General features: G+C 70.2%; 9 protein-coding genes and 1 pseudogene. 6 read left to right on the top strand and 4 right to left on the bottom strand.

Translation table 11 applies throughout. From position 1 onward, the window contains the following. Positions 1-32 precede the first annotated feature (32 nt). Positions 33-857, top strand: a pseudogene (locus tag BJEO58_RS07965) (DUF1707 SHOCT-like domain-containing protein); the annotation flags it as partial. A gap of 35 nt (positions 858-892) precedes the next feature. Then, on the top strand, positions 893-1,771 hold the full coding sequence (locus tag BJEO58_RS15075) for a DUF1707 SHOCT-like domain-containing protein (protein WP_219617090.1): 879 nt from the start codon (positions 893-895) through the stop codon (positions 1,769-1,771). A 182-nt stretch (positions 1,772-1,953) separates the two neighbouring features. Here the strand turns inward: BJEO58_RS15075 and BJEO58_RS07975 are convergent, their stop codons facing one another. Beyond that, positions 1,954-3,447 carry a DEAD/DEAH box helicase gene (locus BJEO58_RS07975; protein ID WP_246075877.1) on the bottom strand — a complete coding sequence of 498 codons (1,494 nt, stop codon included), beginning with the start codon at positions 3,445-3,447 and terminating at the stop codon, positions 1,954-1,956. Positions 3,448-3,828: 381 nt separating this feature from the next. On the opposite strand from BJEO58_RS07975, the gene BJEO58_RS07980 reads away from it, so the two are divergent. Then, complete coding sequence (locus BJEO58_RS07980) at positions 3,829-4,884, top strand: universal stress protein (protein ID WP_246075876.1); 1,056 nt, start codon at positions 3,829-3,831, stop codon at positions 4,882-4,884. Between the two features lie 188 nt (positions 4,885-5,072). Beyond that, the gene (panC, locus tag BJEO58_RS07985) at positions 5,073-5,915 is read left to right on the top strand and encodes a pantoate--beta-alanine ligase (protein ID WP_101588938.1); all 843 of its coding nucleotides are present in this window, start codon (positions 5,073-5,075) and stop codon (positions 5,913-5,915) included. 9 nt (positions 5,916-5,924) lie between these two features. Here panC and BJEO58_RS07990 read toward each other — a convergent pair whose 3' ends face one another. Further along, complete coding sequence (locus tag BJEO58_RS07990) at positions 5,925-7,190, bottom strand: YihY/virulence factor BrkB family protein (RefSeq protein WP_101588939.1); 1,266 nt, start codon at positions 7,188-7,190, stop codon at positions 5,925-5,927. A gap of 253 nt (positions 7,191-7,443) precedes the next feature. Here BJEO58_RS07990 and BJEO58_RS07995 point away from each other — a divergent pair, with 253 nt between their 5' ends. Continuing rightward, positions 7,444-9,258 (top strand): glycerol-3-phosphate dehydrogenase/oxidase, encoded by a 1,815-nt coding sequence (locus BJEO58_RS07995; RefSeq protein WP_101588940.1) that lies wholly within the window; start codon positions 7,444-7,446, stop codon positions 9,256-9,258. A 267-nt stretch (positions 9,259-9,525) separates the two neighbouring features. On the opposite strand, the gene BJEO58_RS08000 is transcribed toward BJEO58_RS07995, so the two are convergent. Together BJEO58_RS08000 and BJEO58_RS08005 are read right to left on the bottom strand one after the other, a co-directional pair. Next, a complete protein-coding gene (locus tag BJEO58_RS08000; protein ID WP_101588941.1) occupies positions 9,526-9,939 on the bottom strand; it encodes an ArsR/SmtB family transcription factor in 414 nt (137 codons plus the stop codon). Positions 9,940-9,944: 5 nt separating this feature from the next. After that, positions 9,945-10,457, bottom strand: a complete 513-nt coding sequence (locus tag BJEO58_RS08005) for an SRPBCC domain-containing protein (RefSeq protein WP_219617091.1) — start codon at positions 10,455-10,457, stop codon at positions 9,945-9,947. 164 nt (positions 10,458-10,621) lie between these two features. On the opposite strand from BJEO58_RS08005, the gene BJEO58_RS08010 reads away from it, so the two are divergent. Next, the gene (locus BJEO58_RS08010) at positions 10,622-11,665 is read left to right on the top strand and encodes a universal stress protein (RefSeq protein WP_101588943.1); all 1,044 of its coding nucleotides are present in this window, start codon (positions 10,622-10,624) and stop codon (positions 11,663-11,665) included. The last annotated feature ends 757 nt before the right edge of the window (positions 11,666-12,422 follow it).

A 12,422-nucleotide genomic window follows, 5' to 3' on the forward strand; every position in this document is an offset into this window, starting at 1 on the left:
AGCGTCCGTCCTTCAGGTAGCGGGACGCCTATCGGGACCTCCTGTCCGAGGGGTATGCCCAGGGACGGCTGGACGATGCGGTGTTCGCGCGGCGCACCGAAGCGGCGGTCTCCGCGACCTCGCTGGCGCGGCTCGAGGAGCTCATCGCCGACCTGCCGCGCGGTGACCTTCCCGTCCCGGTGGAGCGGCGACGCGGGCAGGCCAAGGACGGAGACGCGCAGGGCAGGAGCGCACTGGGCAGTGCTGGCCGGCGTCGTGGTCGGGCCTTTCTGCGGCCCGCCCTGCCGGTCATGACCGCAGCCGCGCTGGTGGGGATCACCGGTGGGCTCATCGCGGGCCCGTTCACGGCCGAAGCCCAGCCGGCCGGCGATCAGGGACCTGGAGGCGCGGGTGACGAGGCTGCGGACCAGGCGAGCACGACGCCCGCGTTCGCCTACGACGACGTCCTCCGCGCATTCGACCTCGCTGCGGAGTACGACGAGGTGTCGCGGATCCATATCTCCGGCACCACGGCTCAGCTCCATGTCCCGACCCCGTCCGGCACCACCTACGACATCGTCGCCGTCGACCAGTCGGGTCGCGTGTCGGCAGAGCCCGGGGGCACGTACGGCGACGGTATGCCCGATGCGCGCTTCGATCCGTCCGCGGTCGATCCGGCGGAGATCGCGGCGATGGTCGTGCGGGCACCGGACGTGTATGCGGAGACGACCGGGAAAGACGGGAACACTGCGAGCACGCTCGACATGGGCGCCCCCGGCTCCGGCATCGAGTACGCAGGGGTGAAGCCCGGCTCGCCTGTGGTGCGGGTGATGCTGGGCCTCGGAGACTACGGCGACGGCGGCGGAACGGTGTCCTGAACCCCGGACGGGGAACGGGTCGTCGAGGTGCGCGAATGAGTGCGCCGCGCCGATCCTCGGAGGCGGGCGCGGAACCACGGCGCAGGAAGCACCTCCGGCCGTCACGCGCAGAGCGGGTGCCGTACACCGACGCTCTGGCACAGGGGGCCGCGGAAGGGCGTCTGACGGATGCCCTCTACGAGGAGCGACTGGGCAGCGCGGTCTCCGCCGCGACCTTCGCAGAGCTGGATGCGCTGGTCGCTGATCTGCCCTTCGAACCGCCGGTGCACACGGACGCCGAGGCGGGACGGACTCGCTCGCGCGGGCTGCGGATCGCAGCACTGTCCGTCGTCGGACTGCTGACGGCGGGTCTGGCGTACGCAGCCGCCGTGGCAGTCCAGGGGGTGGACTCGTCCGCCGCGGCTGGAAGCTCGCACGGGGCGACCGGTGCCGAAGCGGAGCCGATCACCGGTCCGTGGGAGCCGCCGCCCATCGCGGAGGAGCTCGACGCCGTCGCACCCATGGACGGAACGACCGTGTCCGACGCACTCGAACGTGCGCACGAGGCCGGACTCATGGACATCGAGCAGATCGCCCTCGCCCCGGATGCGACCAGCGTCGCAGGTCTGGACGCGGACGACGAGTTCCGTCAGCTCCACCTGCGGACGGCGGACGTGGGGATCCTGTCCGAGGCGCGCGACAACAGCGGCGTCTACATCGACGAGGACGCGCTCGACCTCGATGTGGACGCTGCGATCGAGAAGGCGCGCGGGGCCTCGGACGCGGAGCCGGACCAGGACGTCCGCATGGTCCTCGTCTACCGCGGCGACGGCTCTGAGGCGCGCGCGCACGAGGAGGGGAACCTCGTGCACGTGTCGTTCTCCGGGGGACCGGACGTCACGCTGCGAGCGTCGGACCTCACCGTCCTCTGGTGACCCGTCCCTCTGGTGAGGCGTCCTCTGGTGAAGAGACCCGACGACGGAGCAGACTGCCGCGCCGACACAGACAAGGCCCCTCCGGTCACTGATCGTGACCGGAGGGGCCTTGTCTGCTCTGTTCACGCGCGTGCGTCAACTGACCCACGCACGTGTGTCAGCGCGTCAGCACACGCGGTGCCTCAGGACGCGCGGCTGCGCGAGCGACCGGAGTCGCGACCGGCACTGCGGCCTGCGGAGCCGCCGCGCCCGCCACCGGAACCGGTGCTGCGACCGCCCTCGGAACCACCGCGAGGGGCACCGCCGGTGCCGCCGCCGGATCCGCCGCGCCCGCCTCGGCGCCCTCGGCCTCCGCCGCCGGCACCCTGACCGCCGCGTCCGCCCTGGCCACCGCGTCCACCGCGACCGCCCTGGCCGCCGCCTCCGCGACCCTGCTGCTGCGGCGGGGCCGGGGGAGCCGGCTCCACGTGCGGGGCGATCTCGCCGACCAGTCGGGCGACCTCTGCGGAGTCCGCGGTGACTGCGACCGGGGTGACCGTGACCTTGGCCTTGCGCAGCAGCATCTGGGTGTCCCGGCGCTGCTCCGGCAGCATCACCGTGACGACGTCGCCGGCGCTGCCCGCACGCGCGGTGCGGCCCGAACGGTGCAGGTAGGCCTTGTGCTCAGCCGGCGGATCGACATGGACGACCAGTTCGACGTCATCCACGTGCACACCGCGAGCGGCGACGTCCGTGGCGACGAGCACGCGGGCGCCTCCACCGCCGAAGGCTGCGAGGTTGCGATCGCGCTGCGGCTGGGACAGATCGCCGTGCAGGTCGACGGCGGGGATCCCCTGCTTCGTCAGCTGCTTGGCGTAGCGCTTCGCCTGGTGCTTCGTGCGGGTGAAGAGGATGCGGCGGCCCATCCCTGATGCCAGCTGGGCGACGAGATCCTTCTTGTCGTCGTTCGGCACCTCGAAGACGTGGTGGGTCATCGCGGAGACGTGGGATTCCGGAGCGTCGACGGAGTGCAGCACCTCGTTGTGGAGGAAGCGGCGCACCAGCTTGTCCACGCCGTTGTCCAGCGTGGCGGAGAAGAACATCCGCTGGCCGTCGGTCGGGGTCTTCTGCAGGATCCGCGTGACGCCCGGGAGGAAGCCCAGGTCAGCCATGTGGTCGGCCTCGTCGAGGATGGAGATCTCCACAGCATCGAGCGAGAGCGCCCGCTGCTGGAGCAGGTCCTCGAGGCGGCCGGGGCAGGCCACGACGATGTCGACGCCGCGACGCAGGGCAGAGATCTGCTTGTTGGCGCTCACACCGCCGAAGACGGTGGTGGTGCGCATGCCGTGCACCTGCGCGAGCGGCGCGATGACCGCGTCGATCTGCGTCGCGAGCTCGCGGGTGGGTGCGAGGATCAGACCGCGCGGACGCTGCGGCAGGTTCGCGGCGTCCCGCTCGGCGCCCAGGCGGGCGACCATCGGGATGGAGAAGGCCAGCGTCTTGCCGGAGCCCGTCTTGCCGCGGCCCAGGACGTCGCGGCCGGCGAGGGTGTCAGGAAGCGTGTCCTGCTGGATGGGGAAGGCATCGACCTTGCCGTCGGCGGCGAGTGCGCGCGCGATCGGAGCGGGGACGCCCAGTGAGGCGAACGTGGTCGGTGCGGAAGAAGTCTGAGAAGCGCTGATGGAAGAGCCTTTCAACGTGCCGGTGCACGGTGCAGCGCATCTGAGATGACGAAGGACCATGCCGGGGCAGTGGCGGGCACACCGGATGGTGGGCTCGTTCGCCGCAAGGAATGGGCTTCGGAATCGAGAACCGGTTGTCCACACGGTTCGAATGACGAGGCGTCCAAACGACGCAGGGAACCCGTCGCCGGATTCGCAAGTACCCTCACTCTAGCCGAGAAGTCGGGGCGAGCAGTCCTCAGCATGCGCCCAGGTCTGGTCTGAGGACTGCTCGCAGGGTCGCGCACCGCCGCTGATGAGCGGTGCGATCGGCCCGGGCACGCGGCGGGCTCAGCCTCGACGGCATCGTCTTGTCGCCTCTCCACAGTGATGTACATCTCCCGATACCGTGGAGCCATGACGGACACGACTGATTCTCCGGTGACAGACGGTTCCACGACGCCCGCGCGCATTCTGGTCGGCGTCGACGAATCGGAGCACTGCGCGCGGGCCTTCGACATCGCCCTGTCCCTCGCCCAGCGGCGCGGCTGGTCACTGCGGCTGGTCGCCGCGTACGACCTCCCGCCCTACGACTTCGAGGCCGGCGACCAGATCCTCGGCGCGTTCCGTGACACGGCGTCGCAGGAAGCGCGGAAGCCGGTCGACGACATGGTCGAGCAGGCCGAGGCCGCAGGGGTCCCGGTCAGCGCGGACGTGCAGGAGGGCAGTGCTGCGCAGCTTCTGATCCGCGAGAGTGAGGAAGCGGTGCTCGCCGTCGTCGGCAAGCGCGGTCGCAACCGATTCGCCGGCCGCTTCCTCGGCAGTGTGTCCGGCGCGCTCGCGGCGCACTCGGCCTGTCCGACACTGGTGATCCCCGCGCGGTGGGACGCGGACGACACCGAGGCTCTCTTCGCGCCCCGCCAGGACCTGCCGGGTGGTGAGGCGGCGGCGACGGAGCCCGCTGAGCTCGTCTCCGCATCCGGCGCGGAGCGCGAGGGACGCCGTGCGTTCGAGAACGTCTCCCAGGCGCTGAACTTCGACGGCGACGTCATCGCAGCCGTCGACCTGGGGGACAGCTCTGGCCCCGTGGCCGCCCGCGCTGCGGAGTATGCGGCGCTCACCGGCCGCGCACTGACCCTCGTCGCGGCGGTCCCGATCACCGTCGGCACCCGGTTCCCGTACCCGGGCCAGGGTGCGCTCGAGGTCCAGTCCATGCACGAGTACCGGGCAGAGCACCTCACGTGGCTGACCAGCACGATCCGCGAGAAGCACCCGGCGCTGGACGTGCAGTGGCGCCTGTTCGACGGGTCGCCCGCCGGTGTCCTGTCGGAGGCCACCCGGACGGCCGCCCTCGTGGTCGTGGGCACCCGCGGCCACGGCGGATTCAGCGGACTCCTCCTGGGATCCGTGAGCCAGTCGGTGCTCAGTCGCACGGTGTCACCGGTCCTCGTCGTGCCGACGCGGTCCGCCTGACCCGCGGCCGAGGTCCCCACGGCTCCCGCAGCCGCGCGGACCTCGTCGGTCCAGTCCGTCAGACCAGCCACTCTGCCCCCGCCACACGCTCTGCCCGCGAGAGACTCCGCCCACCACACGCTCCGCCCACCAGAGACTCTGCCCTTGCCAGAGATTCTGCCCCCACCAGTCCCGACAGGAAGGCACCCATGCCCGAACCGCTCATCGCCCGCACCCCCGAGGAGCTGCGTGCAGCGACCTCCGGGACCGTCGCGCTCGTCCCGACGATGGGAGCGCTGCATGCGGGGCACCTGTCCCTCATGGAGCACGTCCGCCCGCTCGCGGACACCGTCGTCACCTCGATCTTCCTGAACCCGACGCAGTTCGCGCCCGGTGAGGACTTCGACGAGTATCCGCGCACGTTCGATGCTGATGTTCAGAAGTGCGCGACGGCCGGGGTCGACGTGATCTTCGCGCCCACGGTGGACGTCATGTACCCCGCAGGGCTCGACGGCACCGTGCGGGTGGACCCGGGCCCGCTGGGGCGGATCCTCGAGGGCGAGCACCGGCCCGTCATGTTCCGGGGAGTCCTCACGGTCGTCGCGAAGCTGTTCGGGCTGGTGCGCCCGGACATCGCGATCTTCGGGGAGAAGGACTATCAGCAGCTGACCCTGATCCGCCTCATGGCGGAGGAGCTGTGCCTGGGTGTGGAGGTGCTCGGCGGTGACACGGTCCGCGAGGAGGACGGGCTCGCGATGAGTTCCCGCAACGCGTACCTGGCGCGGGAGGAGCGCGCCCTCGCCGCCTCCATCGCGGCCGCTCTGCGGGCTGGCATCGACGCTGCGGCAGGCGGAGAGGCCGCCGCGCTCGACGCCGCGCGCGCCGTCCTGACCGGACACGGCATCGAGCCCGACTATCTTGTCGTCACCGACCCGGACCTCGGAGAGGCCCGTCCGGGTGAGGCGGCCAGGATGCTGGTCGCAGCCCGCGTCGGGTCGACACGGCTGCTCGACAACGTCGCAGTGCGCTTGGGCGGCAGCGGGACTGTGTGAGGCGCCTGGTCAATGGCGACCGCGGGGAGTCCGTCGCAGCCGTGGCGCGATCGCGCGTCCCCGGCGCCGGTCGGGGACCGCACCAGCCGGACCTGCGTGTCCAGCCTGCTCCGCGTGTCCGGCCTGACCGGCCTCCGCGCGGTTCGCGGCCGCTGAGAGGCGGATGGCGCGGCCCCGCTGGACGTCGTCGGCGTACTTCCGGGCCTGCCTGTCGCTGGCCTTCGTGCTGCGGACGGGCAGCTGGAGCTCCTCCTCCGCGGGCAGGCCCTCGCGCAGCTGCCGCATGCGCTCGATCTCGCTGTCGAGCTGAGCGCCGAACAGCAGGGTCGAGTTCATGATGAAGACCCACAGCATGAGGATGATGACGCCGGTCAGCGCACCGTACGTCGCGTTGTAGGTGCCGAAACGCGAGATGTAGAAGAGGAAGCCCAGCGTCGCGAGGATGGAGACGAGGATCGCGACGAGGGCGCCGACGCTCAGCCAGCGGAATCGGAGACCCTTGACGTTCGGGGTCGCATGGAAGAGCAGTGCGACGAGGAGCACGACGACGAAGGCGAGCACGAACCACCGCGCGATGGTCCAGACCATGAGCGCGATGCCGCCCATCCCGAGCAGGCCGCCCACCGCCTCGGCGATCGGACCGGAGATGACGAAGACCAGCAGGACCAGGGCGCCGAGGATCAGGATGAGCGCGGTCAGCAGGTACATCACCAGGTTGAACACGAAGAATCCGCGTCCCTCCGGCACTCCGACGACCGTGTTCATGGCGCGGCTGAACGCCTTCACGTAGCCGGACGCCGACCACAGCGCGATCGCGAGGCCGACGATGAGCCCCCAGCCCGGCGCGGGGGTGTCGAGCACGGATTCGAGGAAGGGGCGGACAGTGCTCAGCGTGTCCGTGGGAGCCGCCCTCTCCGCCTCATCGAGCACCGAGGTGATGACCGACCCTCCCTGGCCGAGCAGGCTGAGGATCGACACGAGCGCGACCAGAGCGGGGAACACGGACAGCAGCCCGCGGAAGGTGAGGCCGGCGGCGAGGTCGATGGACTCATCCGCGATGAACTCGCGGAATGCCGTGCGGAGGATGTGGAACCACGAGGACCTGGGCGGGCCGGTTACCGCAGACGAGGGCAGGCCTGCACCTGCGACGGGCGCGGTGCTGGTGGGAGCTCCGGCGGAAGGGGCCGCTGTCGCCGGAATCGCCGCTGTGGGCGCCTCGGCGTCGCCGGCCGCAGCGGCAGCGAGAGAGCGGCGGTCGCGCGGGCTGTAGCTCATCAGCGGTCTCCTGGGTCATCGGCGCACTGCGGGGGACGGGCGCGCTGCGGGTGGGAGGCTTCCCGCGCAGCGTCGCCCAGGTACATGTAACAGGTACATGTAACCAGGGTCCTTGACGCTTCGCGGGGGTCTGAGAGCGTGTCTGCTCACCGTGTCGCGGGCGTGTGCGCATGCGGCCGGGCAGACATGGCCGTGCGCGGATCGTGACCACTAGGCTGGGAGCCCAGGCCCCCGCATCGGAACGAGGTCCACCGTGCGCCCCGCCCCGCTGAATCCGCTGACTCGAGCCGCGTCACTCCGCGCGCTCGCCCGCACCTCACCCGCCACTCCGCTCGACGTCCTCGTGGTCGGCGGCGGGGTCACCGGTGCCGGCATCGCGCTGGATGCGGCCTCGCGCGGTCTGAGCGTGGGGATCGTCGAGGCCGCCGACTGGGCGACCGGCACCTCGTCGCGGTCGTCGAAGCTGATCCACGGCGGTCTGCGGTACCTCGAGATGCTGGACTTCCCCCTCGTCGCAGAGGCGCTGAAGGAGCGCGACCTGCTGCTGACGCGGATCGCCCCGCACCTCGTGAAGCCGGTGTCGTTCATCCTCCCGTTCGAGAACCCACTGGCGGATCGCGTCTACGTCGGCTCGGGCGTGACCCTGTACGACGTCATGTCCGCCCGGGTCGGGCAGAAGCGGGCGGTCCCGACCCATCGGCAGCTGGGTGCGGCCCAGTCGCAGGAGAGGTTCCCGGGTCTCGCGGCGCCCTACGGCGGGATCGAGTACTACGACGCCCAGGTGGACGACGCCCGGTTCACGCAGGCACTGGTGCGATCAGCGGTGGGCCTGGGCGCCTCGGCGGCGAACTACGCGCGCGTGGTGGACTACCTGCGCGAGGACGCGCCGGCCGCCGACGAAGCCGGAGCTGCCGGCGGCGGGAGTGACGGCGCCCGTGTCACCGGCGCCCGGATCCGCGACGAGGAGACGGGCGCGGAGGTCTCAGTGCACGCGCACGCGACCATCCTCGCGACGGGCGTGTGGACGGGCGAGCAGCAGGCTGCGGCCGACGCGGACACCGGGCTGGAGGTGCTCGCGTCGAAGGGAATCCACGTGACCGTGCCGCGCGACCGGATCGACGCGCCCGCGAGGGTCGGCGTCATCACCCGGACGGAGACATCGGTCCTCTTCATCATCCCGTGGGGCGAGCTGTGGCTGATCGGGACGACGGATACGCCGTGGCGCGAGGACGTCGGCCTTCCCCTCGTGACGGCGACGGACATCGACCGGGTGCTCGAGGGCGCGAACGCGGTGCTGGAGCGTCCCCTCACCAGGGAGGACGTCGTCGGGTCGTTCGCGGGGCTGCGGCCGCTGCTCCAGCCGGTCGACGGAACGGGCGACAGTGCGAGGGTGTCGCGCGAGCACGCTGTCCTGGAAGTCGCGCCGGGGCTCAGCGCGATCGCCGGCGGCAAATTCACGACCTACCGCGTGATGGCGGCCGATGCGGTGGACTTCGCCGTGCGCAGCCGATTCCCCCGGTCGCGGTCGCGCACCGAGGATCTGCCGCTGCTGGGAGCGGACGGTGCCCAGCTGTCCGCATCGCGGCGCTCACTGGTGCTGGCGAATCGCGACCTGCGCGCCCATGGCTGGGACGAGGCCCGACTCGACAGGCTGCTGTCGCGGTACGGCGGACGACTGGCGGACCTGTTCGCGCTGATCGATGCGGAGCCCGCGTTGGCCTGCCCTCTGCCGGGGGCCGAGCACTGCACCGCCGCCGAGGTCGTCTACGCCGTCCGCGCCGAAGGCGCCCTGCATCTGGAGGACGTCCTCCATCGCCGGCTGCGACTCGAGTTCGAGGTGCCGGACCGGGGGGTGGCCGCCGCGGAGGTCGCTGCTCGGCTGGTCGCTCCCGTGCTCGGGTGGGATGAGGATCGGGTGGCCGAGGAGGTCGCGCGGTTCACGTCTGTCGTCGATGCCCGACTGCGGGCTGAGGCGGCGGAGACGGATGCGGGGGCTGTTGAGGCGGTTGCGGCAGCGAGGCCAGGAGGCGGGCAGGGGCGTCGGGTTCGCCGAATCGCCCGGATGTGAGCTTCTCCGACACCGTCTCCCGGGCCTCGGGCGTGAGGCAGCCGGTGTCGACCGGCCCGGAATCCACCGTGCGCGCTCGGATTCCCCGGTCAGCCAGCTGATCCGCGAGTGTCAGTGTCACGTCCGCCAGCGCAGCCGCTGTGTACGCGACGTCACCGGGCATCGTGCCTTGTCAACGGTCCGAGGTGAGGAAGGCGACTGCCGCCGGACCCTAACCGTGACGGCAGTGAGGTCGTCCGCGCCACACAGCTGGTTCTCGTCGGGTCATCATGTTCTCCGTGTCCCCTTCTCGTCCGCCTCCGCCTGCGCGGCTACCGACGCGAGTCGACGCTCCCACCCTCGCGCGACTGTGCCGAGCAGGTCGGACACTTCGCGGATCCGGGCCGGATCGGTCGCATGGACGCGGCGACGGGACGAGCGAGTCGCGGTGACGAGGCCGGCCCCTTCGAGGATCCGCAGATGCTTGGCCGCCGCCTGACGGCTGATCCCCAGATCGTGCCCCAGTGCTCCGGCATCCTCGGCACGGTCGGCGAGGGACTGGAGGATCCGACGCCGTGTCGGGTCAGCGAGGGCCGTGAACACGACATCGGCGGCGGGTCCGACGAGCGATCCGTCGTCGGAGTCAGACGTCGAATCCGGAGTGGGTCCGCTGTCGGGGGATCCGGCCGCGGATCTGTTCATGGAGGTCAACCGCGGTGTCCCGCACGAGCCAGAGACTGCGTGCGTGCAACGGCGAGCTCCTCCACCCATCCTGCGGAGTGCTCCTCGAATCGCCGGCGTCTGGCGACGGCATCGGCGTCGAGGGAGGCGAAGCCGGTCTCGTGGACCGTGAGGACGACACCGTCCTCACGGGGCTCGATCGTGAAGGTGACGGTAGTGCGGGGGGCATCGGCGAGTGGCCCCGCATCGCCGCCCAGCCAGCAGAACACGGCGCGGTGGGGAGGCTCCAGCGCGACGATGCCGACCTCGAACTCGCCGAGGACGGGGTCCATCACACGTGCGGTCGCACCGTCTGATGCGACCTGATGCTCTCTGTACTCGCCGTCATTGATGAACCAGCCGGGTTCACTCACGATGTCGAAGACGGTCTGCGCGTCCGCGGCGATGCGGATCGAGCGGATGATCTCGTCTGGGACGTCGAGCGCATCGGGGACGTCGGCGGAATCGGGCGTCTGAGGGATGTCGGGGTCGGCCATCATCGGCTCCTCTGCGAGCGGTGCGAGCCGTCGGATGACCGCCCTGCGTGTCCATGGTGCGCGAATCCGGCCCGAAGTGCAACCGCAGGATTGCACTAATTGCGGTGAGGGGGCTCAATACTGTCGCAGATCTACAGTTCCGCTGTGCCGAAGAGTAAAATCGTGACATGAACGACATGCGCGAATCCATGGTCAAGGATCAGGTGCTGGTGGGCGTCGATGGATCCGCCAACAGCGCACGAGCATTCGAGGTGGCGCTCGCCATTGCGAAGAGGCAGGGCTGGAGCCTGCGGCTGATCGGCTGCTACAGCGTGACGTTCGCCGATCATGAGTCGGGACTGACGGTCTCAGAGGACTTCCGCAGGGCGATGGAGTCCTACGCGCGTCACCCGCTCGAGGCGTTCGCTGAACAGGCGAAGGCTGACGGCGTCGCGGCGAGCTTCGCCACCTACGACGAGCACGCAGCGGATGCGCTCGTGCGAGAGAGTGCGTCCGCTCGCCTGGCGGTCGTCGGAAAGCGGGGGCGCAATCGGTTCGCCGGCCGGTTCCTCGGCAGTGTGTCGGGGGCTCTGGCGGCGCACGGGCACTGTTCGGCGCTCGTCATCCCGGAGAAGTGGGAGACGCCGGACCCCAGTAGGATCTTCGCCCCGGAGCAGGACCAGCCGGGCGGTGAGCACGCGGCGACGGAGCCGACGGAGCTGCTGTCCGAATCCGCGCCGCCCAGGTCCCCGGGGAAGGGGTTCCGCAACGTCGCGGACCAGATGAACTTCCGGCAGGAGATCGTCGTGGGCGTCGACCTCGGAGAGTCGTCCCGCCGCATCGCGCTCGCCGCAGCGCGGTTCGCGGAGATGTTCGGGCGCTCCCTGACACTCGTGTCCGCCACTGCGCTCAACGCGGATGCGTGGTACCCGGATCCGGTCGAGCGCACCATCGACGTCCCCGACATCCGAGCGCACTGCACGGACCATCTCGCGGCGCTGGTGGCGATCGTCAAGGACAGGCATCCGGAGCTCGACGTCCACTGGCGGTTCTACAGCGGAACGCCTGCGGGCGTGCTGTCGGAGGCGACGCGAACCGCATCGGTGGTTGCGGTCGGCACTCGTGGCCACGGGGGATTCGCCGGTCTGCTCATGGGGTCGGTCAGTCAGTCCGTGCTCAACCGCAGCGCGTCCCCGGTGCTGGTGGTGCCGACGCTGAAGAACACGGTGTGACGATGGCCGATGCAGGAATTCCAGATTCTTCCGCTCGAAACTCTTGTGGCCGTTTAAATAATGGTGTTAGTGTAAACGTGGATTTCCTCCACGCGCTCCAGTTCTTCGGAGTTTCGAGGATGGGTCCCTCGGGTCCGATCTCGACTCGATGAAATGAATGCTGGATGGCCGGCATCTGCTGTGCCGTCGGAAAGGGGGCGAGAACGATGATCTACGATGCAACGACGCTCGTATCCGCGACAGGCGGACCGTCCCTTGGTGCACCGGGAGGCAGAGCCCTCCCGCTGTTCGTGCGACGTCTTCTCCGCGGGGCTCGTTAACAACAGCAGCCGCCGTCGTTCGACTGCAGGGCCTTCAAGGGTGCAGTCGCCCGGCTCTGCCAGCGCCCTCCGTCCACCGTGCTGAGGCGATCGATGAGTCGCTTCGTCGGGCGTGCGCGTCATCGTGGGCTCTGTGTGGGCCCCTGTCCGCACCCTGCTTCTGCGTCACTGTGCTTCTGCATCCCGTGGACCCCTCCGATGCATCTGCCACTCGGCGGCCTGCTCGGTGCAGGTGTCTGCTCGCGACACTGAACCCGACGACCTTCCCGGGCCGTCGCGTCGGAGCCCGTGCTTTCACGCGAATCATATCCGGCTCTTCACGAACGAGGGTGTAGTCGAGGTCTGAAGCCGCCGGCTTCGAGCAGACTCCTGGCGATGTAGTGCCTCAGGTTCCGGAACCCAAGCGCGATCCCGCGCAGATGCTCGAGTCGGCCATT

Origin of the sequence: Brevibacterium jeotgali, assembly GCF_900169175.1 — a bacterium.
Lineage (GTDB): Bacteria > Actinomycetota > Actinomycetes > Actinomycetales > Brevibacteriaceae > Brevibacterium > Brevibacterium jeotgali.